Origin of the sequence: Pseudarthrobacter sp. YAF2 (genome assembly GCF_052113345.1) — a bacterium.
Lineage (GTDB): Bacteria > Actinomycetota > Actinomycetes > Actinomycetales > Micrococcaceae > Arthrobacter.
In genome coordinates this window covers 65450-84313 of the sequence record NZ_JBFRDA010000015.1, presented here as the reverse complement: position 1 = coordinate 84313, position 18864 = coordinate 65450, and the positions used below count along the sequence as shown (strand labels likewise).

Here is an 18864-nt window from a genome sequence, read left to right as displayed (position 1 = left end):
ACAAGTAAGTCGACAGTGCGCTTGCTAGGTGAGGTTGATGTGGTGACCATCACACTAGTAAGGTTGCAGTCTCGAATGCAAGCGTTTACATCAAAAAGTTATCTTAGGGGAACCAAATGCCCAACCCGTCCGTTCCGGCATCGCGTTCCGTGCCCTCCGCATGGTGGGCGGACGCCGTTGTCTACCAGATTTACCCCCGGTCCTTCGCCGATGGCAATGGCGACGGAATGGGCGATTTGCGGGGCGTCCTGAACCGGCTCCCTACCTGGAAAAGCTGGGCGTGGACGCCATTTGGCTCTCTCCTTTCTATAAGTCGCCGCAGGCCGACGGCGGTTACGACGTCGCGGACTACCGCCAGGTGGATCCGCTCTTCGGTACCATGGCGGATTTCGATGCGATGTTGCAGGAAGCTCACCGCCGCGGTTTGAAGGTGATCGTGGACCTGGTCCCAAACCACACCTCCGACGAGCATGCCTGGTTCCAGGAAGCATTGGCGGCAGGCCCGGGAAGCCCGGAACGGGACAGGTACATCTTCCGGGACGGCAAGGACGAAGTGCCGGGATCGGGGGACGGCAGGCTGGCGCCCAACAATTGGAAATCAATATTCGGCGGACCGGCATGGAGCCGCCTTACCGGAGCGGACGGCTCGCCGGGCCAGTGGTACCTGCACCTTTTCGACACCAAGCAGCCCGACCTGAACTGGGAAAACCCGGATGTGCAGGAGGAGATGCGTTCGGTGCTGCGCTTTTGGCTGGACCGCGGCGCGGACGGCTTCAGGGTGGACGTTGCCCACGGCCTGGTCAAGGCGGCAGGCCTGCCTGACTGGGACGGCGCCGCAGCGATGGTGGAAGGAACGTCCGGCCCGCGCCGGGACAGCCACCTGCCCGGGGACGCTCCCCACGCCCACACCGATGCCCAGGAACCGCACCGGGCCGTCTCACCGATGTACCCGCCGTCGCCCTTCTTCGACCAGGATGGCGTGCACGCCATCTACCGCGACTGGAACCGGGTCCTGGCCGAATACGGCGGCGACCGGATGATGGTGGCGGAGGCGTGGGTTGAACCCGCCGAACGCCTGGCCAGGTACGTCAGGCCGGATGAGATGCAACAGGCCTTCAACTTCGATTTCCTGCTGGCCGGCTGGGATGCCGAGCGGATGGCTGACGCCATCAACGCTTCCCTGGCAGCGGCAGCATCCGTGGGAGCTCCGTCCACCTGGGTACTCAGCAACCACGACACAGTCCGGCACACCACCCGGTTCGGCCTCCAGGATCCCACCACTTTTCCGAAAGGCATTGGGGCCGGAGACGAACAGCCGGACTCTGCCCTGGGCCTTGCCCGGGCCCGCGCCGCCACGTTGGTCGCGCTGGCATTGCCGGGCTCGGCCTACCTTTACCAAGGCGAGGAGCTGGGGCTTCCGGAACACACCACCTTGCCGGCGTCCGCCAGGCAGGATCCGACATTTTTCAGGACCCACGGAGCCGAGATCGGCCGTGACGGGTGCCGCGTCCCGCTGCCGTGGACCGGGGGCGAACCGGGTTTCGGGTTTTCCGGCGGGCACTCCGGCCAGGCGTCCGCGCCGTGCCTCCCGCAGCCGGAGAGCTTCGGACCCCTGGCTGCGGACCAGCAGGAGGGCGAGGAAGGCTCAACGCTGGAGCTCTACCGGGCCGCCATTGCGTTCAGGTCGGCGCACCACCTCGGCAAGGGGACGGTGGAGTGGACCGATGAGCACGCGCCGGACAGCGGGCTGCTGGCGTTCCGGAACGGAGATGTCATTGTCCTGTCCAACCTGGGCTTCGCCTCGGCGCCCGTGCCCAACGGATACAGCGTAGCGCTCTCCAGCGGACCCGACCCGGCCGAAGACCGGGCAGCGATGCGGGAAGTTCCCGTGGACTGCACCGTCTACCTGCTGCAGGAGTGACCCTACAAACCCGGATGTAAATCAGCGGACGCGCTCAGCCCGGCTGAAGCGCGTCCGCGCCCCTGAACCGATGTGGATGAGGACGGGTATCTCCTTGCCCACCACAGCTTCCAAGGCGTCCAGGAGCCCGGATACCTCGGCGGCCAACAGGTGTGGTGCCACACCCTGGCGCGGCATAAGCCGGACCTTCAGCGCGGGCGAGCCTTTCACGTCATAGGTGGTGACGGAGAAACCAGCGAGGTCAGGGCGGCCCTCAAGGGCCTGCCTAAGGGCCTGCTCCGCTACGCCGCCACCGATTCGGACATCGCCCGGAACGTCACCGGGGTCATACTCAGCTACAAGGACGTTTGCCCGGCCCTTTCCCTGCTGCGCAATCCAGGCAACCATAAGGCCCATCAGGACCAGCAGTGCCAGCGCCACCACAATCCACAGCCAGCTTTCCTGCCCACCGGGAAACCGGGTGGAATTGAAGGCCTGGCTTATGCCGTCCCATGCCCCGGATGCCCAGGCGTGCCACCACGGGCCCACAGCTGGCACAGCTGCCAGCAAAACCAGCAGCAAGCCCACCGCCAGCAGGACAACGCCCAGCAGGGTGAGGAGGACGCGGTTAAGCAGGGCAGGGGTGCTGTTCATGCTCCGATCACCCCCGACGGGGCAACGTTGACGCGGGCAACGGGGGCCGGTTCCAGCTGCATCTGGTCCAGTTCATCGCTGACTGCGGCAAGCACCCGGTCCTGGCCCACCGCAACACCGGAGGTGGGCCGGACATTCACCAAAACCTGGCGTTGGGACACCACCACCATGACTTGCTCCGGCGTGACGTTGGCGGCCAGCCGGGCACGGCGTGCGATCGAGGATGCCACAACTTCGTCGTCCACCACTGCGCCCGGGGACCCACCGCGGCGGCCGCCGGCCAGCAGGTGGCGCGCCCGCCGTCCTGGAAGTATCCCGTTGAGGAAGAAGATCACACCCAGCATGCCAAGCACACCACCGATCGCACCCAGGAGCAGCGGCGGTACGCCGGAAGGAAGATCCACGATCCGTTGGGCCGCCACTTGCGGCTCAATCAGCCAGGCAGGCTGCCCGACGGCATGGACGCCGGATTCGAGGACCCCGTAACCGGCCAGCACCAGGACCAGTGCGGCGGCCACGACCGAGACCGCGGCGCGCGTCGAGTGCGTCTCGCGGTAGGTGATCCTGCGCATGTCCGGCCCGTTGCCCGCCCGGGAACCGGCCCTTGCCCGGCGGTTTTCCACACTGCTGCTCACTGCACCCGCCCTCCTGCGCTGATCTTTGCCCCGCTGATGCGGATATCCACCCGGCTCAGCCTGGAGCCGCTGAGCTCCGAGACGGTCTCCAGGATGGCGGCCTTGGCCATGACCGTGCGGTCCCAGATGGAGCCGCCGGATGCCGGGACCCGCGCCGGATCCAGCACCACGGACTGCAAAGGCGGGATGCTGATGGGCGCGACGAGGGACAAAGCCAGCAGGCCGTCGTCGTCCGTCCAATCCGCCCGTATGTCCTGCGCGTCCACGCCCAGGGCCTGGGCGGCTGCTGCCCTGGCGAGGCTGGTCAATGCCTGGGTGCTGATCCGGTTATGGCCGCTGAGCGCCTGCCCACTCGCAACGGGCGCTGGTGAACTCATGAGGACGAACGCCGGCCGATGATGGCATCGATCACGCCGCGCAGATCGAGCTTCCCCTCGGCGGCGCGGCCCAGGATTGCTCCGATGGCCATGAAGAGCAGGGACACGATGAATCCCCACAAGCCGAATTGCAGTGACATGAACGCCACGAAGGCGCCCATGGCCGTGCCCGCAACGGTGAGGTTCACAACAATGCCTCCCGGTCCACAGCCGCCGGCGCTGCCGGTTTGACCGGCGGCGGCACGTACACGTCCGTGATCTCGACGTTCACTTCGATGACCTGCAGGCCCACGAGTTCTTCGACGGCGCGGTAGACGGCGGCGCGGACGTGATCGGCCAGCGAGTGCAGGGGGGTCCCGTAGCTTGCCACCAGGGTGATGTCCACGGCTACCTGCGTTTCGCCCACCTCCGCATGGACTCCGGCTGCGTGGTCCGAACTTCCGACGGCGTCCCGGATGGCACCCAGTGCACGGGACGGGCCCGAGCCAAGGGAGTAGACGCCGGGGACGGCCCGCGCCGCGATTCCCGCCACCTTGGCCACGGCGGTTTCGGAGATTACTGTGCGTCCCGGCCCCGGACTCGTCACCGGGCTGGCGGCAGGACGGCTTGGCACCACGGGTTGTGGGTTCTGGTATTCCATCAGGCACTCCCCCTTCTATTGATTCCACCCTATCCCCAGCCTGCGACAGATGTGCCGGAAACACTGCGGCCCGCCGCGCCGAAGGTGGTGCCCAATGGAAAGACCCAGGCGGGGAAGCCCCCAAGGACATCCCCGCCTGGGCGGTATACGCCGGATTACCGGCGGTGGTGCAAAAGCGGCCTACTTGTAAAGGCCCTCGCCGCCCACCCTGACGTTGGTGGGCAGGTAGCCGAACGGGCCAAGGCCGTTCCGGCCAAAGCTGCGGTCAACCTGGGATACGGCGTTGCGGAAGTTGATCTTCACGGTCGGCGACAGCGAGCCGCCGCGGACGCCGTTGACGTTGTCGATGAACGACTGCACCAGGCCGCCGGGCTGCACGTAGTGCGAATAGGCCTGGAACTGCCGGCCGTTCTGCTTCGCGGACGGGCTCTCCGGGGCGTTGGCTGCGAGGTTAAGGTCCGTCGGGGACCCCAGCGCCAGGCCGCTGTTGTTCATCGGCTGGAAGTCGGACCGGACGCCGTCGCCCGCAAAGCCGTAGACGCCGTCAGGACCGCGCATGCCGGCCGCATAGGTGAACTGGTGGCTGATGGTGAACAGGTAGTACTTGTTCTTCCCGCCCTCATTCTGGATGAAGATCTGCGGCCGCTCGGTCTGGTCGTTCACGCAGTTCGCGGAAAGGATCGGCGGGAGGAAGGACCACTTGGTGAGGTCCTTGTTGTCAGCCACGGCGAGGCCGACGTTTGCGGTCTGGTAGTAAGCACCGCTGTTCTGGACGTCGTTGACGTTTTCGGCGTGCGGATCGCCCGGCTTGTAGCCGAGGTCTTCGTCCTTGCACTTGTAATCGCCGCGGGTGCCGCCGGTGTTGCCTTCGAAGACCATGTAGGTCTTGCCCGGGTGGGCCGGGTCAACGAAGGTGTAGGGGTCGCGGAACGCGAAGCCGGGGTTCTGCGCCTTGGTCTGGTACATCTTTCCGTCCGGTTCCAGCAGCTTCGTGTGCTGGAACCCATCGAACGTGACGCCGTTCTTGTCGGCGTGGATGTTGCCCAGGGCCTTCGCGATCGCAGCGTCGGGAGCAATCCCGCCGCCGCCGGCATTGCGCTCTGCGATGTCATGGAAGGTGGTGGCCGTGTAGAACACGTTGACGTGGTCACCCTGCATCAGGCGGGTGGAACCGGACCACTCGGTGTTGCCGATGGAGGTGTTGTCCAGGAACAGGTGGCCACCGTAGTTCCACTTGTCCTTGGCCGGGTCCGCGTTGGTCTTGCGGAAGAAGTAGCCGATCCGGGCGTTCCAGTGGCGCTGGTCGAAGCCGTAGCCGGCGTGGCGGTCTGCTACCAGGGAGAAGATGACGTCCCAGCCCTTGTAGCTGATCTGGTTGGCGTTCTCGTCGGTAAGGGACCAGGTGTCCCAGACCCAGACGTCGTCGTTCATGGTGGGGAAGTCCTGGGGGATCTCCGGCATGGTGACATCGGGACTCATGGAATTCTCACCCGGCGCGACCGTTGAATCGCTCTGGGCCATGATCTGCTTGGCATCGGCGCGGGTCCACTTGGAGGTGAAGTCCGACGCCGGATCGAACGCCTGCTGTGTGTGTCCGGTCGGGAGGGGGAAGCCCGGAGCGGGCGCCGGCATCTGCTGGACGGCAGGCGGGTCGGACGGCTCGTTGGCCTGTGCCGAGGGGACGGCCAGGAAGGCCGAGGCGGCGACCGCAGCCGCCAATGCTGCGGCGGCGGAGCGCCACCGCAGCATCCGGTTTTGGGGGTGCTTGTGCATTGTTGCTCTTCTCGCGGAGTTGTAACTGTTCGTGGAAGACGGGCGTGTGCCCATTGCCCCGACAACATCCGCGGCCCCGGCAACACCTCAGGTGCCGTCGGAGACGCCTTTGTGTGTCGGGAATCAGCAGGGCCTGGGTAGGGCCCCGGGCAGATGGAAAGCATGCTTTCCCTGGCCGCGATCCACGCTAGGCGGCATCCCGGGAGCATTTCAAACCCTGTTTCGGGGCCTCCAAACAGCTACCGGCGAGTAGGATGCAAGCGCTTACGCAAGCTAATGCGCGCGCGTGCCACAACGGTTTGGCGAAGGTCAAATGTTTCGTGGCAGCACGAATTTTTCTGTTGCCCGGCGCCCAGATGTTGCGTAAGCCACGCTTGCTGGCCGGCGTCGGCGCGGCATCCGTAGTCGGGCCAGGGAATGGTGCGTGTGCGATGCCGGCCCTGCCCGAGGCGGAAACGCAGGCAATGTCGCCTGGCTGGAGGGTGTGCGCAACTGTGATCCAGGGCGGTGCCCTCGTTTGACGACGCCCATATTCATCTTCGCCCCCGTTATTCCGTGACGACGCGCACATATGGGTCGCGTAGATGAATCACGGTGGCGCAGACGAATGTGGATGGCGCAAACGAACGTGGGTCGCGTAGATGAATCACGGTGGCGCAGATGCATCTGGACGTCGCCTGCGAATGCGGTGGAGCACATTGTCGCGCCTTAAACGAAGAAAAGCACCAGTTCCGAAGAACTGATGCTTCCCAGTGGTGGCTCCGACCGGCGTCGATCCGGTGACCTTTCGATTTTCAGTCGAACGCTCTACCAACTGAGCTACAGAGCCTAGGTGACTAGTCACCATGAGAGCCGGAATTACTTCCAACAATCAGAGCGACCCTGACGGGACTTGAACCCGCGACCTCCGCCGTGACAGGGCGGCGCGCTAACCAACTGCGCTACAGGGCCTTGCGTTTCTTGCTTTCACAGTATCTCTACCGCTTTTTTCAAGGCTTCCAGCCTACCAGACTTTCTCAGCCTGCTTGACCAGTTCCTTGCGTACCCCCAACGGGATTCGAACCCGTGCCGCCGCCGTGAAAGGGCGGTGTCCTAGGCCGCTAGACGATGGGGGCCAGAACCCGTTCGGAACAAAATAAAAGGCGTCAAGCGAGGCTTTCCGTCTTTGTCCTTTGCGTTTCTCCGAACTGGACTCAACAACTATAGGGCCTCTGCAGGAATTATCCAAAATCGGCCAAAAACACCGCCATTCCGCCACTGTAGGGGCCAAGATGGACGGATGGATGCCGTCGCAGCCCTTAACGAGATTGCTTTCTGGCTGGAGCGCGGACGCGCCGCCACCTTCAAGGTGCAGGCCTTCCGCAAGGCGGCCGCCGCCATCGCCACCCTGGGACCTGACGAAGTGGCATCCCGCGCACGGTCGGGGCGGCTGAAGTCCATGAAGGGGATCGGCGACCGGACCTACACGGTGATCCGGGAAGCCGTGGACGGACAAGTCCCGGAGTACCTGGCGGACCTCCGGGAGAAGGGCGCCCAGCCACTGGCAGGCGGCGGCGTGGAGATCCAGGATGCGCTGCGGGGCGACCTCCACAGCCACAGCGAATGGTCCGACGGCGGCTCCCCCATCGAGCTGATGGTGGCCGCCGCGGAGGTACTGGGCCGGGAGTACCTGGCCCTGACCGACCACTCCCCCAACCTCACCATCGCCAACGGACTCTCGCCCGAACGCCTGCGGGACCAACTGGACGTGGTGGCGGGCATTAACGGCAACGGCGGACCCACCCGGCTCCTGACCGGCATTGAGGTGGACATCCTGGAATCGGGCGAACTCGACCAGGAACCGCAACTGCTGCAGCGCCTGGACATCGTGGTGGCCAGCGTCCATTCGAAGCTGCGCGCGGACCGCAAGACCATGACCGCGCGGATGCTCGGCGGCATCCGCGATCCCCAAACCAACGTCCTGGGCCACTGCACCGGCCGCCTGGTGGAGGGCTCGCGCGGGACCCGGCCGCCGTCGGAATTCGACGCCAAGGAAGTGTTTGCCGCCTGCGCAGAGCACAACGTTGCCGTGGAGATCAATTCCCGGCCGGAGCGGCAGGACCCGCCCGACGCCCTGATCCAGCTGGCCCTGGAGGCCGGCTGCCTGTTCTCCATCGACAGCGATGCCCACGCACCCGGGCAGCTGGACTTCCTGCAGTACGGCGCCGAACGGGCAGCCCGTAACAACGTTCCGGCTGAGCGGATCATCACCACTTGGCCGTTGGACAAGCTGCTGGCCTGGACAGGTTCGAAGTAGTCAACGACGGTCATCCGCAGGCGCAATGTTGGGGCACAGACATGGCCGATTCCCGCCAGCCGGGCTTCGCCGCCGCCGCTACATTTGGTTCATGCCCTCAACCAGCCCCGCGCGCGAACCCCTCACTCCCCCAGCTGCCGCAGCCGCCCCGGTTAAGGCCCTCGGCGTGGCGGCGATGGCGGTCACCGTGCTGCTGTGGGCCTCGGCCTTCGTGGGAATCCGCGCGATCGGCCCGCATTTCTCCCCCGGCCCCCTGACGCTGGGCAGGCTGGCGATCGCCGCCGTCGTCCTGGCCTTCCTGGTCCTGCCGCAACTCCTGAGGAGCCGCCTGCTGCCCCGGGGACGGGAGTGGCTGCCCATCCTCGCCTACGGCCTGATGTGGTTCGGTGGCTATAACGTGGCGCTGAACGCCGCCGAGCACATCCTGGACGCAGGCACCAGCGCCCTGCTGATCAACGTCAATCCCATCCTGGTGGCGATCATGGCCGGCATCTTCCTCAAGGAGGGTTTTCCGCGCTGGCTGCTGATCGGCAGCACGGTGGCCTTCGCCGGCGTCGCGATGATTGCCATAGGCTCGGGACAGCCGCGCACCCCGGGCGGCAGTACGACGGCGGACCTCGCCGGGGTGGCGCTGTGCCTCCTTGCCGCGGTACTCGCCGCAGTGAGCGTCATCATCCAGAAGCCGGTGGTGCGGAAGTTCCCCGCGGCGCAGGCCACCTGGTTCGGCGTCGTGGTGGGGGCGCTGTGCTGCCTGCCCTTTGCCGGGCAGCTCGCCGCCGAGGTGCAGGCCGCCCCTCCGCAGGCCACCTGGGGACTGGTGTACCTGGGCGTCTTTCCCACCGCCATCGCGTTCACCACATGGGCCTACGCATTGTCCCTGGTGGACGCAGGAAAGCTGGCTGCCACCACCTACCTGGTTCCCGGAACCACCGTCCTCATCTCCTGGCTCGTGCTGGGCGAGATCCCGACGGCCTGGGGGCTGGCGGGCGGCCTTGTGTGCCTGGTGGGCGTTGGCCTGACCCGGCGAAGGACCCGGGCGCCCCGCGGTCACCGCCGGCCGCTTCGGGGCTAGAGTCGACCTATGCCAGCCAGCCTGCCGCCGGGCCTGCCGATTGTCCCCTCCGGCCCGGACGGAGCCGCCCCGCATGAGCCCGCCACGGACGGGCCCTCCGGATTCGCCATGTCGGCGGACGAGTTCGAGACGGCCGTCCAGGACGCGTTGCACAGCATTCCGGACCGCCTGGCCCGCGCCATGGACAATGTGGCCGTGTTCATCGAGGACGACTATGTCCCCGGCCCCGGGGAAAATCCGGAGGCCGTGCTGCTGGGACTCTACGAAGGGGTGCCGCTGACTGAACGCGACTCGTGGTGGGACGCCGGCTCCCTGCCGGACCGCATCACAATCTTCCGCGACCCCATCCTGGAGATCTGCGACTCCCGGGACGACGTGATCCACGAAGTGGCCGTGACGGTTGTGCACGAAATCGCCCACCACTTCGGCATTTCCGATGCCCGGCTGCACGAGCTGGGTTGGGGCTGAGAGGGCTCCGGCCCCCGCGCTTGACCGCACGACACGCCGCCTCAACAAACGCCGTAAATGACATACTTGTGGTTTATGTTATTGATGTGACTGCTGTTGCCAATGTGCAGCCAGTCACGTAACCTCGGACTGCTGGCGAGCAGCTGAGGGGTACCGTCGTGCCGCATCCAGAACCTCACTCCCAGCCATATTGTTGCGAGGTCTCTGCACATGCTTTTATCCGGATCCGGCCGCAAAACGGCCGTGCTGTGCGCCGCCGTCGTACTTTTTGCCTCCGCCGCAACGCCCGCAGCTGCTGTACCGGCGCCTTCCGCGCCCCTGTCCGTTCCGGCGTCTCCGGACATCCCGTCACCGGAGGACATTGCCGCGGCTAAAGCCAGCGAGACCGCGACGGCGGACCAGGTCACCGCGATCGAACGCATCCTCGCCGACGCTTCCACGGCCCAGCAGGCAGCCTTCGCGGTGGCGATGCAGGCAAACAACTCCTACAGCGAGGCGTTGGTGGAGTTGCAGCAGCGGACCCAAGCCGCGTCAGCAGCCTCCGCCCGCGCCTCGTCCGCGAAGGAACAGCTGGACAAGACCCGGAAACAGGTGGGGCAACTCGCCGGCGACCTCTACCGCAACGGCGGCCTGAACCCCACTCTCGGAACACTGGCCGGCGGCGGGGACAGCCTGCAGCAGGCCGCCACGCTCGAAGCCCTGTCCGCCAGCCGGAGCCGTGCCTTTGAAGCTGCAGACGCTGCGGCCACCGCCTACCGCTCCCTGACGGCATCCGCAGACGATGCCACCAAGGCCGCTGACGATGCTGCGAGAACCGCCGAACAGCGGAAGTCCCAGGCCGAAGAGGCCAATGCCGCCCAGGCCAAAGCCGTGTCCGACGCGAAGGCGCAGCGGACCATCCTGGTGGACCAACTGGCGCAGCTCCGCAACACCACCGTGGCGCTGGAATCGGCCCGGGTGGATGCGCTGGACCGGCAGCGTGAAGAAGCCCGGCTTGCCGCGTTGTCCGCCGCTGCCGACAAGGCAGCGCAGGACAAAGCGGCACAGGATAAGGCGGCGCAGGACCAGGCCGCCGCGCAGAACACCCCGGCCCGGAACACGACGGCCCAGGACGCAGCACCCGCCGCTCCGGCACCGGCTGCCCCGGCTCCGGTGGCCGTCCAGCCGCCCGCCGCCCCCGCTGCTCCCGCCCCCGTTGCGCCTGCCCCGGCCCCTGTTCCGGCCGACCCCGCACCGGCCCCTGCACCGGCACCCACGCCGGCACCCACGCCGCCGTCAACCGGCGCAGGCACCTACGAGACAGCGATTTCCGTCGCCCTGGGGAAGGTCGGCGCGCCGTACTACTACCAGTGGGGCGGTACCGGCGTGTACGGCTTTGATTGCTCGGGCCTGGTGCAGAACGCCTTCGCCGCAGCCGGGAAGTACCTCCCGCGCACCGCGTCCCAGCAGTACGCTGCCGCCCCTGTCCACGTCCCGATCTCGCAGGCGCGCCGCGGCGATCTCCTGGTGTGGGGTTCGGCTCCGAACTTCTACCACGTGGCCATCTACCTCGGAAACGGCCAAGTGGTGCAGGCGCTCAATCCCCAGGAAGGCATCACCGTGTCCAGCATCAGCTCCATGGTGGGAATGGACCTCTACCCGTACGCTGCCCGCTACTGAGCCGCTTTGCCGGGCTTGGCATTTCCTGTCCTGGAATTCCGTGCTGGGATTGCCGGTTCCGGCCCCCAGTCAGCTCAGGATGTCCTTGGTGACAAAGCGGCCGTACGCGAGCGCCCCGAACACCGCCATGTAACCCGTCTGGAGCAGGGCGTTGCTGGCAAACGAGTCCCACAGCACCGGCTGGCGCAACATGTCGCCGAAGCCAAGCCAGTAGTGGCTGAACAACCATGGGTGCAGCCATTCCAGCTGCGGAAGCTGGTCCAGGACTTCGGAAACAACCGAGACCACCACGGTGGCTGCCATCGCGCCGACAGGGACCACGGTCATGGTGGACAGGAACAGCCCGATCGCTGAGAGGCCCGCCAGGGACACGGCGATGTAGGCCGCAATCAGCACTATCCGCACGGCAGCTTCAGCGGGCTGGACCACCCCGCCGGAGAGCAGCGTCACGGGCCCTACCGGGAAGAGCGCGGCGCCAATGGCCGCCCCCGTCAGGCCGATGGTCAGCGGCGCCACGATGCAGAAGGCCAGGGCGCCCACATACTTGACCAGGAGCAGCCGCACCCTGCCGGCCGGGGCAACCAGGAGGTACCTGAGGGTTCCCAGGCTCGCTTCCCCGGCGATCGTGTCACCGGCCACCACACCCACCGCGAGCGGCATGAACAGCGGGACGGACACCAGCATGGCGGTGAAGGCCACAAACAGGCCGTTCTGGGTGATTCGGTCAAGGAAGGCAGGACCGCGCCCGGGCGGGACAGCGGACGATACCTTGACCGCGACGGCGATGAGCACCGGAATGGCGGCCAGCGCCAAGAGCAGCGCCCACGTCCGGCGCCGGCTGAACAGGACTTTGAGTTCCGAGGCCAGCAGTGACATGCCTGAACCGGACATCCTGGCGCTGGACTGCATGGAAGTGCGCTCCGGGGCCGCCGGCGTGGCAGCCCCCGCGCCCTGTGGGATATCAGCAGGCATGCTACTGGGCAACGTCGAATCCTTCCCCGGTAAGGGCCACAAAGCGGTCTTCGAGGCTTTCACGCTCGACGGCGAAGCCCCGGACACGCACACCGGCCTGGACCAGGTGCGCCACCACTTCTTCCGGGAGCGGCGCGGATTGCTCCGCCGGGACGCCCAGGGCCGCCACGATGGTCTCGCCGTCCGGCGACGGCTTGCCGGACTCCGCTTCCGCAGGTTCAGGTGCCAGCCCCAGCCGGGCGAGGACTTGCCGCGCTGCGCCGGCGTCCGGAGTCACCAGCCGGAGCCGGGTGCTGCCGGACTGCCGGAGGTCGGCCAGTGGCCCCTGCGCCACGAGCTTGCCGGCGCTCATCACGGCCGCATGGGTGCACATCTGGTCCACCTCGGCCAGGAGGTGGCTGGAGACGAATACGGTGGTGCCCTCGTGGGCCAGGGACCGGACCAGGTTGCGCACCTCACGGGTTCCTTGCGGATCCAGCCCGTTGGTGGGCTCGTCGAGAACCAGCAGGTCCCGGGGCGAGAGCAAGGCGTTGGCTATGCCCAGCCGCTGCTTCATCCCCAACGAGTACGCGTGGACGCGCTTCCCGGCCGCATGCTCCAGGCCCACGCGTTCCAAGGCCCGTTCCACCCTGGCCTTGCGGGTGGCCGGAACGGTGTGCCGCCCGGCAGCATCGAGCCGGTGGAGGTTGGCGGCCCCGGAGAGGAAGGGGTAGAACGCCGGCCCTTCCACCAGGGCGCCGACCCGCGGCAACACGTCGTGGAACTCATCGGGCATCTGCCTGCCGAGCAGGTTCACCGTTCCGGCCGACGCGGCAGCCAGCCCCAGCAGCATGCGGATGGTGGTGGTTTTGCCGGACCCGTTGGGTCCCAGGAAACCGAAGACCGCACCGTGCGGGACGGCAAGGTCCACAGCGTCGACGGCGGTCTGCTGGCCGAACCGCTTGCTCAGGCCATGGGTCTCGATCGCCAGCCCGTCAGTCACCGGACCAGCGCCCGCCCGGCCCCTACTCACCGAGCAGCTGCTGCTGCTGCGGCCTGCAGCCTCTCCGGCGGCACCATGCCTGCGAACATCCGGCCGTCGTAGGTGATCAGCACGTTCAGCAGGGCGGTGGAGAGCAGTCGGCCGCCCGGCACGGCGACTGCGGCTTGGGACAGCAGCGGATCGCTCAGCAGTGATTGGGCGGCTGGGCCGGATGCGCCTGGTGCCGTGCCCACCACGGTTTCCCAGCCGGTGCCGGCCACGGAGACGTGTGCCTTGGCTTCGAGCTGCGGCAGCAACTGGCCCGGGCTGGTCATGGGCCCTGGATGCGGGGCACCTGCGGGCTCACGTGACTTGACCGGAACCGGCACGTCCTTCACCGTGCTGCCGGGCGGGGGCGTGAAGCTGAACAGGGACTGGTCCGGTGCGTCCAGGGAAAGCGCGGTGAAGGCGGAACGGAAAGCCGGCTTGTCCGCTCCGCGTGCGGTCACCTGGACGGACAGCGGCATGCCGGTTTGGCCGTCCACGGCGATGGCCACCTTGCCCACCAGTGTGGCCTCCGTGCGGGGCTCAATTACCAGGTTGTAGGCGCTGCGCCCGGCCACGACGACATCCGGCCCCACGGTGACGGCGGTGGTGGGATCGACTTTAGCCAGGAACTGCTGCGCCAGGTCGCCCGGCGCGGGAATGCCGGGTGCGCCCTGCGCGTCCTTCGAGGGCGACGGATCCTGGGTTCTTGCCGGCAGCGTCAGGTGCTCGGCGGTGTTGTCCTTCGATGAGTAGAACCAGACGTCACTGCCGTGCCGGACCACGTCCCGCTCGGCCAACTGGTCCACTACCTGCACGCGGGCGTTGTCCTTGCCGTCGACGTAGATGCGGGCGGTGTGCTGGCCCGACAAGAGCTCAATCGCGGCAGCTGCGCTCCCGGCTGATGCAGGGGTGGAGGCCTTTCCGGTGGCCGGAAGCTCGGGCAGGCCCAGGTCCGCCACCTGCTCCAGGGTTCCTGAGAAGGTGTGGACCTGATGGGTACCCACCAGTTCCAGGATTTGTTCAGGGGTTTTGGCGGGAAGCGGGTCTCCGGCGCTGGCCGGCAGGGACCCGGTGAGGGCGCCCACGGCGATCACCACCGGGGCTGCGGCGGCAGGCATCCACCGAAGCCATGTCCGGCGGCTCAATCTGCTGTGCTGCTGCAACTCTCCACTGGAATCCAGCGTGTTGGAACCCATAGATCAAGATTACGCCCGCGCGGCAGGGTCCGTGCCGGTATGGGCCCCTAAACCTGCGGCCGGGCGCTCCGGCACGACGGTCCCCGCGCCGCCGTCGACCGCTACCCTCTGGCCGGTGGTTATCAGCCGGGTGGCGTCCGCCACCCCGACCACCGCGGGAATCCCGTATTCCCGGGCCACGACGGCGCCGTGGGAGTTGGCGCCGCCCATCTCCATCACCAGCCCGCCCGCGGTGAGGAACAACGGTGTCCAACCGGGATCAGTGGACGGGGCAACCAGGATTTCGCCCGGTTCAAGGCGGGCGCCGACGGGGTCCAGGACCACCCGTGCCGCCGCCGTCACCGTCCCTGCCGACGCGGGACTTCCTGCCAGCGTTCCGTCCGCAATCCCGACGGCGGTGCGCACGGCTTCGGGCTCGGTGCCGTCGGAGAGGAGCACCCGGGGAATATGGCGGCGGCCGAGCTCCCTGCGGTAGTCCGCCTGCCGGGCCGCCACCAGGGCCCGGAAGTCCGGGAGCGTTGCGCCGCGGTCCGCTGTTCCACCGGAAAGTGCCTGGCGCGCCTCGTCGAAGTCCAGGAAGAAGACATCATCCGGGTACTCGAGGGCCCCGGCCTCCGCCAGCTCGGCGCCCACCAGACGCAGTTGCCTGCGGACCTCGCCAAGGCCAACCACAAGCTGGTATTTCGGCATTTCACGCAGGCCGGCGAAGAGCCGTGCCCTGCGCAGGGCAGCCCGCACCAACACTCCCCTGATCCTGCCGCGCCCGGCTGCGCGGGCTACGAGCCCGTCAACCTGGGCTTCAGCGTCCTCGGCTGCCTTGCTGAACTGCCGGTCCGGCGCGAGGGCGGGATCCTCCAGCCGGAGGTAGTTGGCCAGGATGCCCAGGATGTGTGCGGGCTCTTCCGACCAGCGCGGCAGCCCGACGTCGATCTCAGCCACTGCCCGGTGTCCGTACCGGTCAAGGAACCTTCCCAGCCCGGCGTCCAGGCGCGCGGGCAGCCGCCGGGCCTTGAAATCTTCCGCCAGTGCCGCTGGATCCGACGCCATCAGTGCGGCGCTCGATTCGCCATCATCCTTGATGGCCGTTGCGAGGCGCCACAGTTCAAGGTCCATCTCCGTGGTGACGTTGTTCGGCAGGCCCCGGATGACCGGCTGCAGTTCGTCCCACGCGTCATCGCCAAGGAGCTTTCCGGCGACGCCGAGCATGGCGAAACCCACCAAGGGAACGGGAAGTATGGCCGGAACAATCGAAAACAGGCGGCCTCCGAGGAGGGCCTCGATGTGGTCCAGCTGCGCCAGGGTCCCGGCGTCGTCGCCGGGAGCCAGCGATGCTTCGAAGTCCCGGGTAAAACGGTCCAGCCTGCGGAGGGCTGCCTCGGGCCGGAGCAGCGCCCCGAGTATGGCTTGGGGAACCTTGGCATGCACCGCTGCCAGGCCCGCGTGGCGGAGGAGCCCGAAGGGCGTCCTGCTGGTCACCGCAAACGCGGGGTCGTCGAACAATTGCCGCATGACCGCTGCGGACCGGGCTTCCATGACGTCAAAGACCCGGGGAACGATGCGGCGGCCCACAGCACTGCGAAGGGGGGTGGTGAAGTCGATGTACATCCGCTGCCCGGCCTCGGCATACGGGGACGGACCCCGCCGGGGCTCCGGAACCGGGAACCCTGCGGCCGTGGCCACGGACGAGGCGACAAGGCGCAACGCAGCGAGCCCCATGGGAGTAAGTGGCCGGGTAAGCCCCTGTGCCAGGCTGAAGCAGAGGTACGCCCTGGTACCGCCCGCATCGTGCCCGCCCTGTCGATTCCGGCCCGCGGCCCCGTTGCTTTCCGGGACCGGGTACAGGGTGGTGATGGGCCGGGATTGCGTCAGCCACAGGGCGCCGGCGTTGTCGATGGCCCACTCGGTGTCCTGCGGGGCGCCGAAATGCTCTTCGGCCCGAAGGCCGAGCCTCGCCAGGGCCGTCAGCTGCCGTTCCGTAAGGCAGGAAGTGCCGGTGGCGGCCGGCGACTGGCGGGTCTCAGTGCCGCCGCCGGGAAGGGGCCGGATTTCAACCCCCTTCCCACCAAACCGCTTTTCCAGCACCTTGCCTGTCAGGCCGTCCACCACGAAGTGGTCGGGGTTGACCGCGCCGGAGACAACCGCTTCGCCGAGGCCCGGGGCGGCATCGATCACGATCTGCCGGCGCCGGCCGGTGAGAGGGTTCGCCGTGAACATGACCCCTGCCGTCTCCGCGTCCACCATTCGCTGGACCACCACTGCCAGGGCCACACCGGCCGGGTCGATACCAAGGCTTGCCCGGTAGGCAGTTGCACGGTCGGTCCAGAGCGAGGCCCAACAGTTGCGGACAGCCTCAAGGACGGCGTCCGCTCCGACGACATTGAGGTAGGTGTCCTGCTGGCCGGCGAAACTCGCAAACGGCAAGTCTTCGGCGGTAGCGGAGGACCGCACCGCCACCGGTACGTTCGGCCCCATGGCAGCGTAGGCCTGCTTAACGGCGTCGGATACTGCTGCCGGAAGCGGTGCCGCCAGGATTGCAGCCCGAGCGGTTCCGGCCAGCCCGTCCAGGTCGTCCGGCTCCCTAAGGGCTGGACTGTGGCCCGTGGCCGGCGCTGTTGCCTGCAGGGCGGCGTAGACCTCCGCAAGGGCGGGAAGGACGGGATCGGGGGCACCGACCACCTGCCAGTATGCCTCGGTGGTCAGGCAGAAACCTTCCGGGACGGGCAGCCCGGCGGACAGCAACTCGCCGAGGTTCGCGGCCTTGCCGCCCACAAGGGCCAGCATTCCGGCGTGGAGCGCGGCCAGCCCCAGGACCGGCCCGGCATCCCCGCGGGTGCCCGGCGACGGTACCCCGTGCTGCTCCATGGTGTGGCTGCCTTGCCGGCGGATCTGTTGTGCCTAGGTGGCGTCGCCCAGGATGGGCCCGAACCGTGCGCGGTCGGCCAAGCGGGGATCTTCCCTGTCCGGAACCACCATGACCGGCCCCTTGGCATGATGGAGCACGCCGTCCGATGTTGAGCCAAGGAGCATGCCCGTGAAGCCGCCGCGGCCGCGGGTGCCCAACACCACCAGCTCCACGTGCCTGCTCTCCTCCACGAGCACATCGACGGGCGAACCGTCCTTCAGCTCGTAGTCGGCCTCCAAGCGGGGATAATGGCTGCGGAGCCAGGCCATGCCGGCGTCCAGGGTGACCCGGATGTCCTCAAACAGGGCCTTCCGGTCCATCGGCGCAGGAACCCAGGCCAAGGATCCGCTGTATTGCGGGACAGCACAGACCACGCGCAGCGCGGCGCCGAGCCGTTCGGCCTGGTCAGCCGCTTCCAGGACAGCGACCCGGGCCTGCTCCGAACCGTCGACGCCCACCACCACGACGTTCTCCACCGGGCGGTGCCCGGATTTGGCCTGCTCTGCCTTGATGCGCCGGTCCTCGGTGGTTTCCCCGAGGCGGTCAGAGCAGAACAGGGGCACCGTTACCGTGGGGCATTTCGCGTGCGCAGGCAGTGCACTGCTGACCGAACCCAGGAGCCGGCCCACGAAGCCGCCACGGCCGCGGGTGCCCACCACCAGGAGCTCGGCGGTTTCGGAGATCTCCAGCAGCACTCCAGCGGCGTCACCGTTCTCCACCGAGGAGCTGACCTCGACGTCGTACATGGAAACCTTCTCGAGCGCCTGTTTGGCGATGGCCTCGGCCCCCTCGCGGATGACCGAGTCATCCACGGTGGCGTAGCCGCCATCCAGGCCGGACGCGGCGAAGATCGGCACCGAATAGGCGGTCACGATATGGAGGGGACGACGACGGCGCTGGGCCTCCCGCGCGGCCCACACCAGGGCGCACTGGCCGTGCTCAGAGCCATCGACGCCTACCACGATGCCTTCGGGAGCGGCCGGAGAACCACCACCGTCCCGGGCCGGGTCCGGATGCAACTCTTGTGAGCCCATGGGGGCCGCCTCCTCGCGATACTGCCTGATGTTGCGGCTATTCTGCCAGAAAACGGCCCTGGTCCCGTGCAGCCCGCCCCGCTGCCGCAACGGCGGGAAAAGGACCGCCTCCGTTTCCCACTATTCTCCGTCCCATACGGCTTAGCAAGGCTGTTCAGGGGCGGGAACGAGGGTTATCCACAGGCTTTTGGCCAAGGCGCGGAAAGCGCCTTCACTACGGCAGGAATGTTTTGTCCAATGGGCTATTCACGGCCGCAATTGTTCTGTAGTCTTCAGG

The 18864-nt window shown here is 67.4% G+C and carries 15 protein-coding genes, 3 tRNA genes and 1 pseudogene; 5 read left to right on the top strand and 14 right to left on the bottom strand.

What is annotated here, in order from left to right; genetic code table 11:
• The first annotated feature begins 116 nt into the window (after positions 1-116).
• Positions 117-1921, top strand: a pseudogene (locus AB4Y79_RS16275) (glycoside hydrolase family 13 protein).
• A 21-nt stretch (positions 1922-1942) separates the two neighbouring features.
• Here AB4Y79_RS16275 and AB4Y79_RS16270 read toward each other — a convergent pair.
• From AB4Y79_RS16270 to AB4Y79_RS16230, 9 genes are all read right to left on the bottom strand, one after another.
• Positions 1943-2554, bottom strand: coding sequence for a hypothetical protein (locus AB4Y79_RS16270; RefSeq protein WP_441863897.1), 612 nt, complete (start codon positions 2552-2554; stop codon positions 1943-1945).
• Complete coding sequence (locus tag AB4Y79_RS16265; RefSeq protein WP_441863894.1) at positions 2551-3189, bottom strand: hypothetical protein; 639 nt, start codon at positions 3187-3189, stop codon at positions 2551-2553. Before AB4Y79_RS16265 ends, AB4Y79_RS16270 begins: the two co-directional genes overlap by 4 nt.
• Positions 3186-3566, bottom strand: coding sequence for a hypothetical protein (locus AB4Y79_RS16260; protein WP_441863891.1), 381 nt, complete (start codon positions 3564-3566; stop codon positions 3186-3188). The genes AB4Y79_RS16265 and AB4Y79_RS16260 overlap by 4 nt, the downstream gene beginning before the upstream one ends.
• Positions 3563-3754, bottom strand: coding sequence for a hypothetical protein (locus AB4Y79_RS16255; RefSeq protein WP_133831152.1), 192 nt, complete (start codon positions 3752-3754; stop codon positions 3563-3565). The genes AB4Y79_RS16260 and AB4Y79_RS16255 overlap by 4 nt, the downstream gene beginning before the upstream one ends.
• Positions 3751-4206 carry an Asp23/Gls24 family envelope stress response protein gene (locus AB4Y79_RS16250; RefSeq protein ID WP_441863889.1) on the bottom strand — a complete coding sequence of 152 codons (456 nt, stop codon included), beginning with the start codon at positions 4204-4206 and terminating at the stop codon, positions 3751-3753. The genes AB4Y79_RS16255 and AB4Y79_RS16250 overlap by 4 nt, the downstream gene beginning before the upstream one ends.
• A 180-nt stretch (positions 4207-4386) precedes the next feature.
• Complete coding sequence (locus tag AB4Y79_RS16245) at positions 4387-5979, bottom strand: glycoside hydrolase family 68 protein (protein ID WP_441863886.1); 1593 nt, start codon at positions 5977-5979, stop codon at positions 4387-4389.
• Between the two features lie 753 nt (positions 5980-6732).
• Positions 6733-6808: transfer RNA gene (locus AB4Y79_RS16240), tRNA-Phe, on the bottom strand.
• Between the two features lie 48 nt (positions 6809-6856).
• Positions 6857-6930: transfer RNA gene (locus tag AB4Y79_RS16235), tRNA-Asp, on the bottom strand.
• A gap of 91 nt (positions 6931-7021) precedes the next feature.
• A tRNA-Glu gene (locus AB4Y79_RS16230) sits at positions 7022-7094 on the bottom strand.
• 164 nt (positions 7095-7258) lie between these two features.
• Between AB4Y79_RS16230 and AB4Y79_RS16225 the strand changes: the two genes are divergently transcribed.
• The 4 genes from AB4Y79_RS16225 (at position 7259) to AB4Y79_RS16210 (ending at position 11474) form a co-directional block, all read left to right on the top strand.
• Positions 7259-8275, top strand: coding sequence for a PHP domain-containing protein (locus AB4Y79_RS16225; protein ID WP_441863883.1), 1017 nt, complete (start codon positions 7259-7261; stop codon positions 8273-8275).
• Between the two features lie 91 nt (positions 8276-8366).
• Positions 8367-9347 (top strand): DMT family transporter, encoded by a 981-nt coding sequence (locus tag AB4Y79_RS16220; RefSeq protein WP_441863880.1) that lies wholly within the window; start codon positions 8367-8369, stop codon positions 9345-9347.
• 9 nt (positions 9348-9356) lie between these two features.
• Complete coding sequence (locus tag AB4Y79_RS16215) at positions 9357-9815, top strand: metallopeptidase family protein (protein ID WP_441863877.1); 459 nt, start codon at positions 9357-9359, stop codon at positions 9813-9815.
• Positions 9816-10025: 210 nt separating this feature from the next.
• Positions 10026-11474, top strand: a complete 1449-nt coding sequence (locus AB4Y79_RS16210; protein ID WP_441863875.1) for a C40 family peptidase — start codon at positions 10026-10028, stop codon at positions 11472-11474.
• A gap of 69 nt (positions 11475-11543) precedes the next feature.
• On the opposite strand, the gene AB4Y79_RS16205 is transcribed toward AB4Y79_RS16210, so the two are convergent.
• From AB4Y79_RS16205 to AB4Y79_RS16185, 5 genes are all read right to left on the bottom strand, one after another.
• Positions 11544-12383, bottom strand: a complete 840-nt coding sequence (locus AB4Y79_RS16205) for an ABC transporter permease (protein ID WP_441864000.1) — start codon at positions 12381-12383, stop codon at positions 11544-11546.
• A 64-nt stretch (positions 12384-12447) separates the two neighbouring features.
• Positions 12448-13428 carry an ABC transporter ATP-binding protein gene (locus AB4Y79_RS16200; RefSeq protein WP_441863872.1) on the bottom strand — a complete coding sequence of 327 codons (981 nt, stop codon included), beginning with the start codon at positions 13426-13428 and terminating at the stop codon, positions 12448-12450.
• 26 nt (positions 13429-13454) lie between these two features.
• Entirely contained in the window at positions 13455-14651 is a 1197-nt protein-coding gene (locus AB4Y79_RS16195; protein ID WP_441863869.1) for a LolA family protein, read from the bottom strand.
• Between the two features lie 9 nt (positions 14652-14660).
• Positions 14661-17513, bottom strand: a complete 2853-nt coding sequence (locus tag AB4Y79_RS16190; RefSeq protein WP_441863866.1) for a PEP/pyruvate-binding domain-containing protein — start codon at positions 17511-17513, stop codon at positions 14661-14663.
• A gap of 33 nt (positions 17514-17546) precedes the next feature.
• Positions 17547-18587 carry a universal stress protein gene (locus tag AB4Y79_RS16185; RefSeq protein ID WP_441863863.1) on the bottom strand — a complete coding sequence of 347 codons (1041 nt, stop codon included), beginning with the start codon at positions 18585-18587 and terminating at the stop codon, positions 17547-17549.
• Positions 18588-18864 lie beyond the last annotated feature (277 nt).

Excerpts from the sequence above, each read along its gene's own strand:
- AB4Y79_RS16270 (WP_441863897.1), bottom strand. The coding sequence starts at position 2,554 with ATGAACAGCACCCCTGCCCTGCTTAACCGCGTCCTCCTCACCCTGCTG.
- AB4Y79_RS16260 (WP_441863891.1), bottom strand. The coding sequence starts at position 3,566 with ATGAGTTCACCAGCGCCCGTTGCGAGTGGGCAGGCGCTCAGCGGCCAT.
- AB4Y79_RS16250 (WP_441863889.1), bottom strand. The coding sequence starts at position 4,206 with ATGGAATACCAGAACCCACAACCCGTGGTGCCAAGCCGTCCTGCCGCC.
- AB4Y79_RS16245 (WP_441863886.1), bottom strand. The coding sequence starts at position 5,979 with ATGCACAAGCACCCCCAAAACCGGATGCTGCGGTGGCGCTCCGCCGCC.
- AB4Y79_RS16225 (WP_441863883.1), top strand. The coding sequence starts at position 7,259 with ATGGATGCCGTCGCAGCCCTTAACGAGATTGCTTTCTGGCTGGAGCGC.
- AB4Y79_RS16220 (WP_441863880.1), top strand. The coding sequence starts at position 8,367 with ATGCCCTCAACCAGCCCCGCGCGCGAACCCCTCACTCCCCCAGCTGCC.
- AB4Y79_RS16215 (WP_441863877.1), top strand. The coding sequence starts at position 9,357 with ATGCCAGCCAGCCTGCCGCCGGGCCTGCCGATTGTCCCCTCCGGCCCG.
- AB4Y79_RS16210 (WP_441863875.1), top strand. The coding sequence starts at position 10,026 with ATGCTTTTATCCGGATCCGGCCGCAAAACGGCCGTGCTGTGCGCCGCC.
- AB4Y79_RS16205 (WP_441864000.1), bottom strand. The coding sequence starts at position 12,383 with ATGCAGTCCAGCGCCAGGATGTCCGGTTCAGGCATGTCACTGCTGGCC.
- AB4Y79_RS16195 (WP_441863869.1), bottom strand. The coding sequence starts at position 14,651 with ATGGGTTCCAACACGCTGGATTCCAGTGGAGAGTTGCAGCAGCACAGC.
- AB4Y79_RS16190 (WP_441863866.1), bottom strand. The coding sequence starts at position 17,513 with ATGGAGCAGCACGGGGTACCGTCGCCGGGCACCCGCGGGGATGCCGGG.
- AB4Y79_RS16185 (WP_441863863.1), bottom strand. The coding sequence starts at position 18,587 with ATGGGCTCACAAGAGTTGCATCCGGACCCGGCCCGGGACGGTGGTGGT.